Annotated in this window: 14 protein-coding genes; 7 read left to right on the top strand and 7 right to left on the bottom strand. The window is 66.6% G+C overall.

The genetic code is table 11. The annotated features are described in order from the left end of the window. Positions 1-43: 43 nt before the first annotated feature. Genes J2X45_RS02755 through lptF form a run of 3 tightly spaced genes read right to left on the bottom strand, consistent with a single transcriptional unit; the run spans position 44 to position 4,711 of the window. On the bottom strand, positions 44-2,476 hold the full coding sequence (locus tag J2X45_RS02755; RefSeq protein WP_310211016.1) for an LPS-assembly protein LptD: 2,433 nt from the start codon (positions 2,474-2,476) through the stop codon (positions 44-46). After that, positions 2,469-3,575, bottom strand: a complete 1,107-nt coding sequence (lptG, locus tag J2X45_RS02760) for an LPS export ABC transporter permease LptG (protein WP_310211019.1) — start codon at positions 3,573-3,575, stop codon at positions 2,469-2,471. Before lptG ends, J2X45_RS02755 begins: the two co-directional genes overlap by 8 nt. Beyond that, positions 3,572-4,711, bottom strand: coding sequence for an LPS export ABC transporter permease LptF (gene lptF / locus J2X45_RS02765; protein ID WP_310211022.1), 1,140 nt, complete (start codon positions 4,709-4,711; stop codon positions 3,572-3,574). The genes lptG and lptF overlap by 4 nt, the downstream gene beginning before the upstream one ends. 226 nt (positions 4,712-4,937) lie before the next feature. Between lptF and J2X45_RS02770 the strand changes: the two genes are divergently transcribed. The 5 genes from J2X45_RS02770 (at position 4,938) to J2X45_RS02790 (ending at position 10,394) form a co-directional block, all read left to right on the top strand. After that, the gene (locus J2X45_RS02770) at positions 4,938-6,419 is read left to right on the top strand and encodes a leucyl aminopeptidase (protein WP_310211025.1); all 1,482 of its coding nucleotides are present in this window, start codon (positions 4,938-4,940) and stop codon (positions 6,417-6,419) included. A 120-nt stretch (positions 6,420-6,539) separates the two neighbouring features. Next, positions 6,540-7,001 carry a DNA polymerase III subunit chi gene (locus tag J2X45_RS02775; protein WP_310211027.1) on the top strand — a complete coding sequence of 154 codons (462 nt, stop codon included), beginning with the start codon at positions 6,540-6,542 and terminating at the stop codon, positions 6,999-7,001. After that, a complete protein-coding gene (locus tag J2X45_RS02780) occupies positions 6,998-7,339 on the top strand; it encodes a peptidase inhibitor I78 (RefSeq protein WP_310211031.1) in 342 nt (113 codons plus the stop codon). Before J2X45_RS02775 ends, J2X45_RS02780 begins: the two co-directional genes overlap by 4 nt. A gap of 84 nt (positions 7,340-7,423) precedes the next feature. Then, a complete protein-coding gene (locus J2X45_RS02785; RefSeq protein ID WP_310211034.1) occupies positions 7,424-9,907 on the top strand; it encodes an MASE1 domain-containing protein in 2,484 nt (827 codons plus the stop codon). Positions 9,908-10,007: 100 nt separating this feature from the next. Continuing rightward, a complete protein-coding gene (locus J2X45_RS02790) occupies positions 10,008-10,394 on the top strand; it encodes a cytochrome c (RefSeq protein WP_310211036.1) in 387 nt (128 codons plus the stop codon). 9 nt (positions 10,395-10,403) lie between these two features. Here J2X45_RS02790 and J2X45_RS02795 read toward each other — a convergent pair whose 3' ends face one another. Then, entirely contained in the window at positions 10,404-10,802 is a 399-nt protein-coding gene (locus J2X45_RS02795) for a hypothetical protein (RefSeq protein WP_310211038.1), read from the bottom strand. A 77-nt stretch (positions 10,803-10,879) separates the two neighbouring features. Continuing rightward, on the bottom strand, positions 10,880-12,745 hold the full coding sequence (locus tag J2X45_RS02800) for an ABC-F family ATP-binding cassette domain-containing protein (protein ID WP_310211043.1): 1,866 nt from the start codon (positions 12,743-12,745) through the stop codon (positions 10,880-10,882). A gap of 96 nt (positions 12,746-12,841) precedes the next feature. Between J2X45_RS02800 and ndk the strand changes: the two genes are divergently transcribed. Further along, positions 12,842-13,261 carry a nucleoside-diphosphate kinase gene (gene ndk / locus J2X45_RS02805; RefSeq protein WP_062099633.1) on the top strand — a complete coding sequence of 140 codons (420 nt, stop codon included), beginning with the start codon at positions 12,842-12,844 and terminating at the stop codon, positions 13,259-13,261. Here ndk and J2X45_RS02810 read toward each other — a convergent pair. Then, positions 13,258-13,500, bottom strand: a complete 243-nt coding sequence (locus tag J2X45_RS02810) for a hypothetical protein (RefSeq protein ID WP_310211049.1) — start codon at positions 13,498-13,500, stop codon at positions 13,258-13,260. The genes ndk and J2X45_RS02810 overlap by 4 nt on opposite strands. Here J2X45_RS02810 and J2X45_RS02815 point away from each other — a divergent pair. Continuing rightward, on the top strand, positions 13,384-13,983 hold the full coding sequence (locus J2X45_RS02815; protein ID WP_310212076.1) for a DUF1275 family protein: 600 nt from the start codon (positions 13,384-13,386) through the stop codon (positions 13,981-13,983). The two genes, J2X45_RS02810 and J2X45_RS02815, sit on opposite strands and share 117 nt — an antisense overlap. On the opposite strand, the gene J2X45_RS02820 is transcribed toward J2X45_RS02815, so the two are convergent. Continuing rightward, positions 13,980-14,597, bottom strand: coding sequence for a DedA family protein (locus J2X45_RS02820; RefSeq protein ID WP_310211053.1), 618 nt, complete (start codon positions 14,595-14,597; stop codon positions 13,980-13,982). The genes J2X45_RS02815 and J2X45_RS02820 overlap by 4 nt on opposite strands. Positions 14,598-14,645 lie beyond the last annotated feature (48 nt).

Consider the following 14,645-nt stretch of genomic DNA (forward strand, 5'->3'; position numbering starts at 1 on the left):
ACTGGCCTGCGGGTCCGCCCGCACGCCCCCCAAGCGCGGTCAATTAGTTGCTGCTGTACCCTGTATCACCCAATGTGGCGAGGGTTAGGCGGAAGACGATCGTACGATCAGGTTGCAGCCTCAGACCGCTGGCCGTCGAGGCGTAGCGGTCTTCCTGCTGGTAGATCACATCGATGCGGATGCAGTCGTCCTGATAGGCGACGCCCAGGTCGCGGCGACGCCACACGTCCTGCACCATGTCGCGTTGCCCAAACGCGGTGAGGGAGAACCGGTTGGTCAGCTTGAGCTCGCCGCGAGCTTCGAAGTTTTCCTGGCGGTTGCCGTTGGCGTCCAGTTCGTCCTTCAGGTAGCGGACCGAACCGCTGCCGCGCTTGGTGAAGGCGTCAACGCCGGTCTCGACCCGGTGAATCTCACGCGTCTCGGAGTCGAGACGCGTGCGGACGAAGGCGTTGATCCCCCGGATCGGCGTCACCGTGGCCGCAACGATCCAGTCGGAAGATTTGGTCTGCAGTCCAGTGCGGGTTGGCAGGAGCGGGTCGAATTCCGAGCGGAAACTGCGGCCCACCAGAATGCTGCCGCCACGGCCGTCCGGGCGCGCATAGGTCGCACGGCCACCGACGTTCAGGCGCTGGCCGCCTTCATAGAGGTCAAAGCCCGGCGACTTGTTCGCTTGGAAGAGATTGGTCTCGTCGAACTCGAGAGTCGCGCTGTCCTCGTTGTAGAGATAGCGCTTGGTTCCATCGCGGGCGACGACCACGGGCACGCGCGAGCTATCGGAACCGACCGCGACCTGGGCCAGCGGTTCAAGCACCACGCTGCCGCCGTTGGTCAGCGGCTTGTAGAAGGGCAGGCTGAAGTCGACGCCCCCGACGCCCAGCGCGCGGGTGTAGGTTTCCTTTGCGTCGTCACCGAGCGCTCGGGCGGCGGGCGTGACAAAGGTCTTGATCGCGTACGCATCGCCGCGCGCCTGAACGAACGGCGAAACCTTGAGGCCCGGTCCGATGATGTTGCTGGCGCGCCAGTCGGCCTTCACGCTGGCTCGGCTGGAGTCGACGCCGTTCTGGCCCTTGTAGGCGCCGAGGAAGTAGGGCGCTTCACCGAACTGCGACTCCGACCGGTTCAGCATGACGCCAGACCCCTGAAGACGCAGGCGGCCGCCCAGAACCGGGCTTTCCGGCTCCCAGCGGGCCTCGACCAGCGGACCGATCAGCGGAAACGCGCCGCTGTTTTCGAAGGCGTTCGCAGAGTTGGTGGCGGCGTTGATGCCCACGACGCGCAGGCCCTGCACGGACACCGCCGAGACGGAGAACCACGACCTCTGCGCCTGACGCGTCGCGTAAAGCTGCGACACCAGTCGGTGGTCGTCGCTCGTGAACAGACCGCGCTGTTGGTAGACGTCATTGACCTTGTACTTGTCGAACAGAAGCGCGTCCGACACCCGCTCGGCCGAGAAGCCCCATTTCCAGTGCTGGTCGATGTCGAACTTGCCGTTCGCCAGGATGTAGCTTCGGAAGGTCTCTTCGCCGAAGCGATCGCCCTTGATGTCGAATTCCTTGTCGTAGGTGAAGCCGCCGCGCGCCTCCAGCGTCCCCGAGTAGAAGCGCTTGCGGTAGCTCACATTCAGGAACGGGTTGACCTGGCTGTTGATCTGCGGGGCCACGATCACGTCCGACGAGGGCGAGATCACGTGATAGTAGGGTTGGTTATACGAAACGCCGCGGCCCTTGGAGAAGTCGAGCTTCGGGGCCAGGAAGCCTGAGCTGCGCTTGGCCTGCGGGTCCGGGTGCCAGAAGAGGGGCAGGTAGAGCACCGGCGCGCCCCACATGCGGATGACCGCGTTCTTGTAGTAGATAAGCTGCTTGGGCTTGTCCTGGACGATCTTGTCGGCGGCGACCGACCAGGTCGGGGTCGGCTTTTCGGCGCAGACCTCGCAAGGCGTATAGATCGCCTTGTTCAGTTCCTGGATGTTCTCGTTGCGGCGCACGGCGCTGGCGGCGGCGACCTTCATGTTCTGGTCAAGCCGCGCCGCGAAGTTGCGCGCGAAGCCGGCCTTCATGTCCCGGTCCAGCTCCAGATGGTCCGCGAACTCGGCGGTGCCGTCGGGGTTGATCAGTTGAACGTTTCCGTCCGCTGTGATCGCTCCGGTCTTGCTGTTGTAGATCACCTTGTCGGCGCGAAGGGTGCGGCCCTGATAGCGGGCTTCGACCGAACCTTCCGCGGTCATGATCTGGTTCTTGTCGTCTCGGATCAGAAGGTCCGATTCCAGATAGTAGCCGTCGTCGCCCAGCCCGTCGGAGGGCGCGGCCTTCACGACGGGCGTCGCAGGGATGGTCGCGAGGCTCTGCTGGGCCTCTGCCGCGCCGGCGCAGGCCAGCGCCAGCCAAGCCGCGCCGCTCATCAGCAGCGCGCGGCCGGTGGACGGGACGCTGGAGCGCGTTTCAGTCATGGACGACCCTGGAAACAATGACTCACCCATCTTCCGTATAGCAAAGCAACGTGAAGCCCACCAAAAGCGCGATGGTCGGCGGGGTCCAGGCAGCGATGAACGGGGCCAGAACGTCGGCCTTGCCCAATGTGCTGCACAGCTCGTTGAAGAAAAAGAACCCAAAGCCCAGCGCGACGCCTGATCCCGCCAGCATGGCCAATCCGCCCAGTCGCATCAGGCGCAACGAGAAAGCGGCCGCCAGGACCGACATCGCCGCAAAGAGCAGGGGCGTCGCGAGATCCTGCTGCAGACGAAGCTTGAAGGGAGCCGCAGAGAAACCGGCGTCTTCGGTGCGCTGGATGGTGGCGGGCAAGCGCCAGAGCGCCACAGCCTGCGGTGTGTTGAACCGCTCCGAGGCCGTCCGGTCATCCAGGTTGGACGGGATGGACAGGCTGTCGGAACGAATGGCGCCCGCGCCCGGGGTGGCTTCACGAACGCCATTCAAGCGCCAGAAGCCCGGCTCGAGGCGGGCTTCGTTCGCCTCGATCCGACGGGTGAAGTCCATCACGCCCTTGGCGTTCAGCGTGTAGACGAAGAGCGACACGCCCCGCAGGCGCACGGAGCCATCGACGAGCTCGCGGGCGCGGGCGCGGATCACGATCTGGCTCTTGTCGTCGCCCTGGCGCAGCCACGTGCCCTTGGGCGCCTCCTTGAGGTAGCCGTTCATCGTGCGGTCGCGTTCGGTCTCGAACTTGGCCGTCATCGCCGTGGTGAGCGGGTTCAGAAGGGTGATCGTCAGCAGGCCGATGACGAACGACGAGGCCGCCGCCGGCATAATGAAACGCCAGGCCGAGATCCCGGCCGCGCGCATGGCGATCAGCTCGCTGCGGCGGTTCAGCTCGACGAACGCCCACATCGTGCCGAACAGGAAGACGAAGGGCGCCAACACCAGAATGGTCGCCGGGGCCTGGAGGATGGTCAGGTACAGTAGGCGCAGGAAGCTGGCGTCGGCGCGTGTGCCCACGTTGCGGGCGATGTCGACAAAGGCGATTAGCATCACCATCGCGCCAAGCACCGCCAGGGCGCCGACCAGCGCGCCCATGGTGCGCTTGAGCACATAGCGTTCCAGCATCCCCATGGTCAGCATCACGCCGCTCCCGAAAGCGCGGGCGCGGCGGCGCCGGGCCGGGTCTTGCGCCGGGGCGAGACCTTCTGCCGGAAGATCTGCGACATCGCCCAGGCCATGGCGGCCACCGGCACGACGTACTGCAGCACGTTAAGCCAGGGATCGTCCTCGCACGCGGCCTGCACGCCGAAGCCGACAATGCGGACGATGGCGGCCGCCGCGCCGACGGCGGCGATGCGCTTGCCATAGCCCATGCGGCTGAACGAACCGCCCAGCACGGCCGCCAGCGCCATGCTCATCAGGGCGATGTTGTAGAGCGGCCCTGCAAAGCGCGAGTGGCCCTCGGCCAGCAGCTTGTCCTTGTTGCGCTGCTCCCACTCCTGGGTCAGGTCGGGAAAGAACAGCTCGTGCGGATAGCGGTCAGCGATCTTGTAGTGCAGCAGCTCGTCGCTGGCGAACAGGCTGGAGAGGTCGAAGGTGTACTCGTCGAACGAGGTGTACTGCAGCACGCCCTCGCGGGAGAACTGCTGGTTGCTACCATGGCGCATGATCAGCACCGGCTCGCCCTTGCGCGTGGCGATCTCGGCCTCGCGCGACGAATAGGTCGACGCCGCGCCGTTGGGCAGCTCCTGGTGGATGAACAGGTTCTGGATCTTGTTGTCGCGGTCGATCGACTGGGCGTAGACGGTCAGGCCCGGGCCGGGTTCGGTGAACTGTCCTGGCTGGACGAGCGTCGAGGCGACGTCGGTCTTGATCTCGAAGGCCGTCTCGCGGATCTGGCGCGCGCTCCAGGGCTGCAGCCACAGGCCCGAGACCAGCGAGATCAGCGCCGCGATCACCGCCAGCCGCATGGCCGGCGAGATGACGCGCCAGCGACTCATGCCGCCGGCGAAGCAGACGACGATCTCCTGCTCGGTGTGCAGTCGGTTCAGCGCCACCAGGGCGGCGACGAACAAGGCCAGCGGCATCATGATGCCCAGCAGTTGGGGCAGGGCCAGCAGGATGATCTTCAGGAAGACCACGGCGCTCTGGCGCTGCTCCACCAGTACGTCGAACTCCGACAGGCTGCGCGCCAGCAAGGCGAGCGCCACCAGCGCCGCGGTCGCCAGAAGCGTCGGGCCTAGCAACTGCCGGAAGAGATAGCGTTCGATGAGGCGCATGAAGACGGGGATCGGGGCGGATGGATTCGTGGGACGAACCCCGAAGATGCGCCGTTCTACACGGGGGCTTAACGCCAGCACAACCGGGGACCTTGCTTGGCTGTCCCGAGTGGAGCCGAACGGAGCCTTTTCTAAGGCGCGGCATTGGACTATGCCGCCTTGATGAGGTGAGCCGGCGCGCGGTCCGACGCGCCGCTTACGGTCGCCCAAATTGCAGGAGCGCGGCATGCGTATCGAGTTCGTTTCCGTCGACACCCAGGCTGGCGCCACCGCCGCCCTCGCGGTCCTGGCTCACGAAGGCGCAGCCCTGTCGCCGGAGGCCCGCGCGGCGAACGAAGCCACGAACGGCGCGCTGGCTCGCGCGATCGCCGGCGGCCGTTTCACCGGCGCCAAGGGGCAGACGCTGGACATCGTCGCGCCAAACGGCCTGGAAGCCGCGCGCGTCGTTCTGATCGGTGTCGACGGATCCGGCGCGGTCGAGCCTGAGGCGATCGAGCTGGCCGCCGCGTCAGCCTTTCAGGCGGTGAAGACCTCGGGCGTCGTCGAGCTGGTGCTCAAGCTGGGCGCCGACGCCGAGACCGCCGCCCGCGCCGCCTTCGGCGCTCGCCTGGCCGCCTATCGCTTCGACAAGTACCGCACCACCGAGAAGGCCGAGAAGAAGCCCTCGGTCCAGGTGATCAAGATCGCCGCCGCCGATCCGGTGAAGGCGCAGAAGGCCTATGAGCCGCTGGCGGCCCTGGCCGACGCCATCGTGTTCAGCCGCGACCTCGTCTCCGAGCCGGCCAACATCCTGCATCCCGAAGAGTTCGCCGCCCGCGCCAAGGGCCTGGAGCGCCTGGGCCTGGAAGTCGAGATCCTGGGCGAGGCCGAGATGGCCAAGCTCGGCATGGGCAGCCTGCTGGGCGTGGGCCAAGGCAGCGTCCGCGAGAGCCAGCTTGTGATCATGAAGTGGATGGGCGCGGCCGATAAGTCGGCCCAGCCGATCGCCTTCGTCGGCAAGGGCGTCTGCTTCGACACCGGCGGCATCTCGATCAAGCCGGCCGACGGCATGGAGGACATGAAGTGGGACATGGGCGGCGCGGCCGCAGTGGCCGGCGTCATGCACGCCCTGGCCGGCCGCAAGGCCAAGGTCAACGCCATCGGCGTGCTCGGCCTCGTCGAGAACATGCCCGACGGCAACGCGCAGCGTCCTGGCGACGTGGTCACCTCGATGTCGGGCCAGACCATCGAGGTCATAAACACCGACGCCGAAGGTCGCCTCGTGCTGGCCGACGCCCTCTGGTACACGCAGGAGCGCTTCAAGCCGCAGTTCATGATCGACCTGGCCACCCTGACCGGCGCGATCATCATTTCGCTGGGTCATGACTACGCCGGTTTGTTCAGCAATAACGATGGGTTGTCGGAAAAACTTCTTGCCGCCGGCAAGGCCGAGCGCGAGGCCCTTTGGCGTCTGCCGCTGCCGGCCGCCTACGAAAAGCAGATCGAAAGCCCGATCGCCGACATGAAGAACATCGGCGGCCGGCCGGCCGGCTCGATCACGGCGGGCCTGTTCCTGCAGCGCTTCGTCAACGGCGTGCCGTGGGCCCACCTCGACATCGCCTCGGTGGCTTGGAAGAAGCCGTCGGCCGATCCGACCGTGCCTGATGGGGCCGTCGGTTTTGGCGTGCGTCTGCTCAACCGCCTCGTCGCCGACGCCTACGAAGGCTGATCCGAAAAGGCTGTCATCCCGGCCAAGCGCGCAGCGCGCCGAGCCGGGACCGCCCCACGCGCCGCGTTTGTCGCGGTCCCGGGTCTTCGCTACGCTCGCCCGGGATGACAGGAAATCTCCATGACCGCTAACCCCTGCGAGGTCTGGTTCTACCACCTCGAGCGCTCGCCGCTCGAGGCGGTGCTGCCCGAGCTTCTCGAGAAGACGCTCGGGCGCGGCTGGAAGGCGCTGGTGCGCGGCGGCGATCCGCGCCGGATTGAAGCGCTGGACCAGCACCTCTGGACCTGGCGCGAGGACAGCTTCCTGCCGCACGGCCTGGCCAGCGAGCCGATGGCCGAGCGCCAGCCCGTGCTGCTGACCTCTGCCGAGGGGAACCCCAACGGGGGCGATGCGCTGTTTCTCATCGATGGGGCTGAACCTGGAGATCTTTCAGGGGTTTCGCGCTGCATCCTGCTGTTCGATGGCCGAGACGATCAGGCCCTGGCGCAGGCGCGTGGACGGTGGTCGATGTTCAAGAAGGCCGGGCATCCGGTGTCTTACTGGCGCCAGGGCGCCGAGCGCGGTTGGGAGAAGCAGGCATGAGACGAGCCGCGGCAGCGTTGATCGCGATGATGGTCCTGGCGGGGTGCTCCAGCGCGCCTGAACCTGCGCCCCCGCCGCCGCCCACGACGCCCACCGCGCCGCCCGCCATCGCCCTACCCACCCCCTCGCCGCAGAGCGAGCCCAAGGACGAGTGCGGCCTGAAGGACGCTCAGCAGTTCATCGGCAAGCCCCGCACCAGCCTTCCGGCGCCCGTCGATCCGTCCCGTTGGCGCGTCGCGTGCACAACCTGCCCCGTGACCATGGACTACCGCGCCGACCGGCTGAACATCCTGTTCAACGCCGATACCGGTATCGTCCAGCAAGTGAAGTGCGGCTGAACAGTTTGGCGGCCAAGCTTTTCTGGCGTGTCGGCACGGCGCATGAAATAACAGAATCAGCCCTTTCAAAGGCTGGTTCAGAGTATGGTCGTCAAACCGACGTCGGAGACAGGATCACGGGGTGATCTGGGCGCCGCGGCCTTGGTGGCCGTGGTCGCAGCATTGGGCTTCGCGCTTCTCGCCTATCTTTGTGTCGAGACGCCGCGCGCCTACGGCTATGTGACGCCGATCTGGCTCTCTAACGGCTTCCTGGCCGCCGTGCTGCTGTCATCACCCTCCAGGCGGTGGCCGGCCATCCTCCTGGGCGGTCTGGTCGGCGGTCTGGCCGCCGGCGCGCACGCGGGCGATAGCCTCTTGGTCAACCTGACCCTGGTGCCCCTGAATGTGCTGCAGGCCGGTCTCGCGGCTGTCCTGGTGCGTAGGACGGTCGGCGATGCGATCGATCTGGGACGACCGCGCGACATGCTGGCTTTCGTCCTGTTGGCCGGCGGTTTGGCGCCGCTGGTGATCGGGTCGCTCGCGGCCGTCGTCCATACCGCCCTGCGTGGCGGCGATCTCGTGCACAACATCATCACCTGGTCGCTGAACGACATCCTGGGCATGTTGTGCATAGGGCCAGCGCTCTTGGTGCTGCCGAGAGCCAACCACTACCTTCGCGAACGCCCGTTGACGCGGGATGGGGTTCTATCGGTCGTGGCCTGCTGTGTGATGGCGCTGATCGTGTTCGGCCAGGCCCGTTATCCGCTGTTGTTCCTGCTGCCGCCCATGATGCTGATCGCAGCCTGGCGTCAGGAGGTCTTCGGGGCAGCGCTGTGTTCGGCGCTGGTGGCTACCATCGCCCTTGTGCTGACGCTCACAGGACGCGGACCGATCACCCTCATCCAGGGCGGGGCCTATGATCAGTCTCTGGTCCTGCAGCTTTTCCTGGCGGCCTCGACCTTCATCAGTCTGCCGGCGGCGGCCCTTCAGCGACAACGGCGCGAAATCATGGCCAACCTCGTGAAGGCGCGCTCCGAGGCCGAGCTGAGCGAAGCCCGCTATAGGCTTCTGGCCGAGAATGCGCTGGACGTGATCGCCCACAGCGATCTCGACGGCCGAATGACCTACATGTCGCCGGCCACGTATGCGATCCTCGGATATGCGCCCGAAGACCTGCTGGGCTGGGCCTATATGAAGGTCCTTCACCCAGAGGACATTCCGCGTATCGCCGACCTGGTACGGGCCCAGCGGGAGGCCAGCGGGCGAGGTGAGGTTATGGCCATCACCGTCGAGTACCGCGCTTTCCGTAAGGACGGCGCGATGATCTGGCTGGAGTCGCGACCCATGCTGGCCTGCAGTCCGGAAACAGGTCAGGCCGTGGGCGTCACCGACATCATCCGCGACATCACCGCGCGCAAGACGCTGGAGATGGAGCTGCGCGCCGCCCGCGCCGAAGCCGAGGCCGCGGCCGCCGTGAAGGGCGAGTTCCTGGCCAATATGAGCCATGAACTTCGCACGCCGCTGACGGCGGTCATCGGCTTCGCCAATCTGTTGGCCGAAGAGCCGGATCTGGGCGGGCGATCACGGCGCTATGTCGACCGTATCGCCACGGGCGGTCAGACCCTGCTGACGACCATCAACGACATCCTGGACTTCTCTCGCCTCGAACAGGGCCGCATCGCGCTCCAACTACGCCCGGTCGTGATCGCCGACCTGGTCGCCGACGTTCTCGAGATCCTCGCGCCCGCCGCCACCGAAAAGCAGTTGGCGCTGCGGCCCTTGGGGGGCGAAGCCATGCCTGAGCGCGTGATCCTTGATCCTGAGCGCGTTCGCCAAGTGCTGCTGAACCTTGTCGGCAACGCGGTGAAATTCACCGAGGTCGGCGAAGTGTCGCTGGAGGCGGCCTACGACAACGATAAGGGCCGTTTGCGCATGAGCGTGATCGACACCGGCCCAGGGGTTGGCAAGGCCGATCAGGCGCTGATCTTCACCCGCTTCGCGCAGATCGACGCGGCGCTGAATCGCGAGCATGGCGGCGCCGGTCTGGGCCTGGCCATCTCGCGCGGCCTGGTGGAGCTGATGGGCGGCGAGATTGGCGTGGCGAGCAACCTGGGGCAGGGCGCGCGCTTCTGGTTTGAAATCCCGGCTGCGATTGTGTCGACGCCGGCCGCCGAAGGTGATGATGAAGCCCCGGACTTTCCAATGCCGCCGCCCGGGCGTCGTGTTCTGGTCGTCGACGACAACGCCGGTAACCGCGAACTGGTCCGCTCCGTGCTTGAGGCTGTCGGCGTCGAGGTGGCGGAAGCGGTCGACGGCGAAGACGGCGTCGCCGCCGCGCGCGCGGGCTCCTACGACGCCATCCTGATGGATTTACGAATGCCGCGCCTTGACGGCGTGGCGGCCGCGCTGCGGATCCGCGCCGAGAGCGGCCCCAGCGCCAAGGCGCCGATCATCGCCTTCTCGGCTGACGTGCGCGCCGGGCCATTGGACCCGGTGTTCGATGGAGCCACACCCAAGCCGCTGACCGTGATGTCGCTGCTCTCGACGCTCGCGGAGGCTCTTGAGCCGCCCGAGCCCGTAACGGCCTGAGATGGCCAGCGGCTCCCGGAAGGCCCAGCCCCTACGCGGTCTTCCGGAGTTGGCGGCGTCATGGTGAGGAGGCATCTTCAGAGCGACGGGAGTGACCGACATGCGAAAGCTATTGATAAGCGCTCTGGCGATGGCGGCCCTCACGGCGCCGTCGATTTCATCGGCCCAATCGTCGCGATCCACGGGTATCGCCGATGACGCCATTCCAGGCTCGCCGGCCCGGGGCGCGGCCTTCGCTGCCAAGCAATGCGCGAGCTGTCACGCGATCAGTGCGGACGGCGTAAGCCCGCGTTCAGACGCGCCGCCGTTCGGCGAGGTGGCCAAGAAATATGCGGACTATCGTTTGGATTGGGAGCTGGAGGCGATCGCGTCGGTGGGCCACTACGCCATGCCCGCCAAGGCGATGACGGCCATCCAGATCGCTGACGTCACGGCCTATCTGCGCACGCTCTACGATAAGCCTCACGACGATCACCGCCGCCGTTGACGGGCTCGCTCAGCGCTTGCCCACGCCGGGAAACTGAGCGACTCCGTCCTCAAACACGCCCAGATAGCCGAGCTCGCCGAGCAGAGGCGTCAGGTCCTCGACCAGATCGCCGGACTTCGGCAGGTGGACCGGACGGTCCTTCTGATCGTGCAGACGATAGACCGTCCACATCTTGCCGCGCGGCGCGGGCGCGCCGGGCTGGATGAACTTGTGCTCCCAGCCGACCAGGGCGGGCGAGCGGCCCACCTCGATATCAAACGGGCGATCGCGGAAGGCCAGATCCATCTCGATCCGCAACGCCTCGCCAATGCGGGTGTTCACCCATTCGGCGAACGCCTCCAGCACGACGTGCGACGACAACCCTTCGGGGTTGGCCACGACATGGTTGCGGGGATGACCTGTGCTCATAGGCCGCAGGATGCGCCGACAGGCGTTCGGGAAGCGCTAAACGACATGGTTTAGCGGCCGTTCACCCTGAGGTTGGTTCAGGCCTCGGCTTCGGCCAGTTCCTCGGCCAGGGTCATCCAGGTCTCCTCGGCCTCGCTGAGCTTGGCCTGGGCGTTGTCGCGGCGCTTGGTCAGTTCCGCCACCTTGCCCGGGTTCTTAACGTAGAGATCCGGGTCACCGAGTTGTGCCTCCAGTTCGGCCAGGTCGCGGGTGCGCCGGTTCATCACCTGCTCGGCGGCCTCGACCTTGCGGCGCAGGGGCTCGACAGCGGCCTTCTTCGGGGCGGCAGCGACGGGCTTTTCGGGTTCGCGGGCCACCTGGGTCGGCTTCACGGCCAGCTTGGCGCGTTCCAGCACGAACTTGGCGTAGTCGTCCATGTCGCCGTCGAAAGGCTTGACCGTGCCGTCGGCCGCCAGCCAAAGGCGGTCAGCGACCAGTTCCATCAGCGAGCGGTCGTGGGTGATCAGGATCACCGCGCCCATGTAGTCGTTCAGCGCGTCCAGCAAGGCCCGGCGGCTGTCGATGTCCAGGTGGTTGGTCGGCTCGTCCAGGATCAGCATGTGCGGGGCGTCCATCGCCACCAGGTTCAGCAGCAGTCGCGCGCGCTCGCCGCCCGACAGGCTCTCGACCTTGGTCTCCTGCTTTTCAAAGCCGAGACCGAACTGGGCCAGCTTGGAGCGCCGCGAGCTTTCCGTCGCCTCCGGCATGGCCCGGCGGATGATCTCCAGCGGCGTGTCGTTGGGATCCATCGCCTCGATCTGGTGCTGGTGGAACCAGCCGACCTTCATCTTCTTGTCGCGGTGGAACTCGCCGGCCTGCACGCCCAGCGCGCCGGCGATCATCTTGGCGAAGGTCGACTTACCCGCGCCGTTGACGCCCAGAAGACCGATGCGGTCATCCAGGTCCATGCGCAGGTTCAGGTTCTTCAGGATCGCGCGGCCCGCCTCATAACCGACGCTGGCCTTCTCCAGCCGGATCAGCGGCGGAGGCAGGGGCTTGGGCGGCGAGGGCAGGGTGAAGGGGGCGACGCGTTCTTCGATCGTGGTCGCCACCGGCTCCATTTTGGCCAGGCGCTTCATGCGCGACTGGGCCTGGGCGGCCTTCGAGGCCTTGGCCTTGAACCGGTCGACAAAGGCTTGCAGGTGGGCGCGCTCGGCGTCCTGCTTGGCCTTGGCCGACAGTTGCAGGCGAGCCTTCTCGGCGCGGCGCTTTTCGAAATCGTCGTAGCCGCCGGTGTAGAGCTCCAGCTTGCCGCCGGCCAGATGCAGCATGTGGGTGCAGCTGTTGTTCAGCAGTTCGCGGTCGTGGCTGACGATCAGGGCCGTATGCGGATACTTCTGCAGTCGCGCCTCCAGCCAGAGCGCGCCTTCCAGGTCCAGATAGTTGGTCGGTTCGTCCAGCAGCAGCATGTCCGGCTCGGCGAACAGGGCTGCGGCCAGGGCCACGCGCATCCGCCAGCCGCCGGAAAACTCGCTCATCGGGCGGCGCAGGTCGTCCTGGGTGAAGCCCAGGCCCACCAGGATTTCCGAGGCGCGGGCCGGGGCGGAGTCGGAGTCGATCTCGATCAGCCGGGCCCAGATCTCGCCCATCTCCTCGGGATCGGCGGTCTCCAGACGCGTCATCAGCGTGTGACGCTCGACATCGGCCTCCAGGACGGTTTCCAGCAGGCTGACCGGCGTAGCGGGGTGCTCCTGATCGACCGAGCCGATGCGGGCGTTCTTGGGCAGGCTGATTTCGTCGTCGCCCGCATGCAACTGACCCAGGATCAGCTTGAACAGCGTCGACTTGCCGACGCCATTGCGCCCGATCAGGCCGACCTTGGCGCCCGGCGGCAGACTGACGGTCGCCTTGTCGAAAAAGCGCCGACCCCACGCGTTGAAGGTCAGGTCGTTGATCTGCAGCATTTTTGTGAAGCTTACGCGGTGGGGTTGGCGGGGGCGGGGCGCACGGCTATAAGCCCGCAACCTCCCAATTCACAACTTTTCTGTGAGATCACTACCGTGACCGAACGCACCTTCTCGATCATCAAGCCGGACGCCACGCGTCGTAACCTGACCGGCGCCATCAACGCTGTGATCGAGGCCGCCGGCCTGCGCATCGTCGCTCAGCGTCGCGTGAAGCTGACCGAAGCCCAAGCCAAGAAGTTCTACGAAGTCCACGCCGAGCGTCCGTTCTACGGCGAACTGGTGGCCCAGATGACCGCCGAGCCGGTCGTCGTCCAAGTGCTGCAAGGCGACAACGCCGTGGCCAAGTACCGCGAAGTCATGGGCGCCACCAACCCGGCCAACGCCGACGAAGGCACCATCCGCAAGCAATTCGCCCTGTCGATCGGTGAAAACTCGGTCCACGGCTCGGACAGCCTCGAGAACGCCGGCATCGAAATCGCCCAGTTCTTCACGGAAGAAGAAATCGTCGGCTAATCGCCGTCGACATTTCTGATGACGCAGAGCGGCCGGATCGGTGACGATCCGGCCGCTTTCTTTTGCGCGGGAGTCTGGGCGTGCAGCACTATGGACGCAGCGAGGTGGCGCTGGCGGTGACGCTGTCGGGCGTGGCCGGCTATGTCGACGCCATCGGCTTTCTGAAGCTGGGCGGCTTCTTCGTCTCGTTCATGAGCGGCAACTCCACCCGGCTGGGCGTGGCGCTGGCGACGACACACTGGACGGCGGCGCTCACGGTCATCGGGCTTGTGGCGGCCTTCGTCGCGGGCGTGGTGCTGGGCGCGCTGACCGCCCGGGCGCTGGGCGAGACCCGGCGCTCGCCCGTGCTGGTGCTGGAGGCTGTTCTCCTGGCGGCGGGCGCGATCCTGTTGGCGCTTGGTCATGACCGGGTCGGCGTCGCGGCGGTCGCGATGGCTATGGGCGCGGAGAACGCGGTTTTCCAGCGCAACGGCGACGTCGCTGTCGGCCTGACCTACATGACCGGCGCCCTGGTCAAGGCGGGCCAGCGGATCGCAGGCGCGCTGGTCGGCGGTGAACCGAATGACTGGTGGCGTTACGCGCTGTTGTGGACCGGCCTGGCGGCGGGCGGGGCGCTGGGCGCGCTGAGCTATCTGACGATCGGCGCTGCGGCCTTGTGGCTTGCCGTCTTGATCGTGCTGGGCGGCGCGCTCTGGGCCGAGCGTCGTTACAGAGCGATCTAGGCCAGGGCGGCGCGGGGGCGCTGGAAAGCCAGCCAGACCGTGGCGACGATGATCAGCGCCGCGACCGCCAGGGGACCGGCGACACCCGGGTCGAGATCCAGGCGCTGCAGGTTGCTGACGGCGAAATAGCCCGGGGCCATCAGCGACACGACCCAGATCGGCGCCGTCAGGGCGCTGGCGATATGGAACCGCCACGGGCGCGCGCGGCTCATGCCGGCCAGGATCGGGATCATCGGACGGACGGGGCCGAGATAACGGGCGGCGATGATCGCCACCGCGCCGTGGCGGCGGGCCAGGAGCTTGGCGCGGGCGAACAGGCGACGACGACCCGAGAACAGCATGCGCGCCCCATGACGCCCGCCCAGACGGTGTCCGAGCAGATAGGAAAGGGCGTCGCCGATCGCCGCGCCGGCGCTGCACCACAGCACCGCTTCGACGGGGTGCATGACCCCTTGCGCCACCAAGGCGCCGGCGGCCAGCATCACGCCGACGATCGGGATCAGAACGCCCACCACCAGCAGCGCTTCCAGCAGGGTCAGCACAAACAGCACCAGACCCGCCAACACGCTGTTGTCGGCCGCAAGGGCGAAGGTCTGAGTCAGGAAGGCGTCCATGTCGACAGTATCGTTACCGACTGTGACGATTCTCTGACCCAGCGTCGT

It is taken from the genome of Caulobacter sp. BE264 (assembly GCF_031457805.1).
Lineage (GTDB): Bacteria > Pseudomonadota > Alphaproteobacteria > Caulobacterales > Caulobacteraceae > Caulobacter.

Excerpts from the sequence above, each read along its gene's own strand:
- J2X45_RS02770 (WP_310211025.1), top strand. The coding sequence starts at position 4,938 with ATGCGTATCGAGTTCGTTTCCGTCGACACCCAGGCTGGCGCCACCGCC.
- J2X45_RS02820 (WP_310211053.1), bottom strand. The coding sequence starts at position 14,597 with ATGGACGCCTTCCTGACTCAGACCTTCGCCCTTGCGGCCGACAACAGC.
- J2X45_RS02780 (WP_310211031.1), top strand. The coding sequence starts at position 6,998 with ATGAGACGAGCCGCGGCAGCGTTGATCGCGATGATGGTCCTGGCGGGG.
- lptF (WP_310211022.1), bottom strand. The coding sequence starts at position 4,711 with ATGCGCCTCATCGAACGCTATCTCTTCCGGCAGTTGCTAGGCCCGACG.
- J2X45_RS02800 (WP_310211043.1), bottom strand. The coding sequence starts at position 12,745 with ATGCTGCAGATCAACGACCTGACCTTCAACGCGTGGGGTCGGCGCTTT.
- J2X45_RS02785 (WP_310211034.1), top strand. The coding sequence starts at position 7,424 with ATGGTCGTCAAACCGACGTCGGAGACAGGATCACGGGGTGATCTGGGC.
- J2X45_RS02755 (WP_310211016.1), bottom strand. The coding sequence starts at position 2,476 with ATGGGTGAGTCATTGTTTCCAGGGTCGTCCATGACTGAAACGCGCTCC.
- J2X45_RS02790 (WP_310211036.1), top strand. The coding sequence starts at position 10,008 with ATGCGAAAGCTATTGATAAGCGCTCTGGCGATGGCGGCCCTCACGGCG.
- J2X45_RS02775 (WP_310211027.1), top strand. The coding sequence starts at position 6,540 with ATGACCGCTAACCCCTGCGAGGTCTGGTTCTACCACCTCGAGCGCTCG.
- J2X45_RS02795 (WP_310211038.1), bottom strand. The coding sequence starts at position 10,802 with ATGAGCACAGGTCATCCCCGCAACCATGTCGTGGCCAACCCCGAAGGG.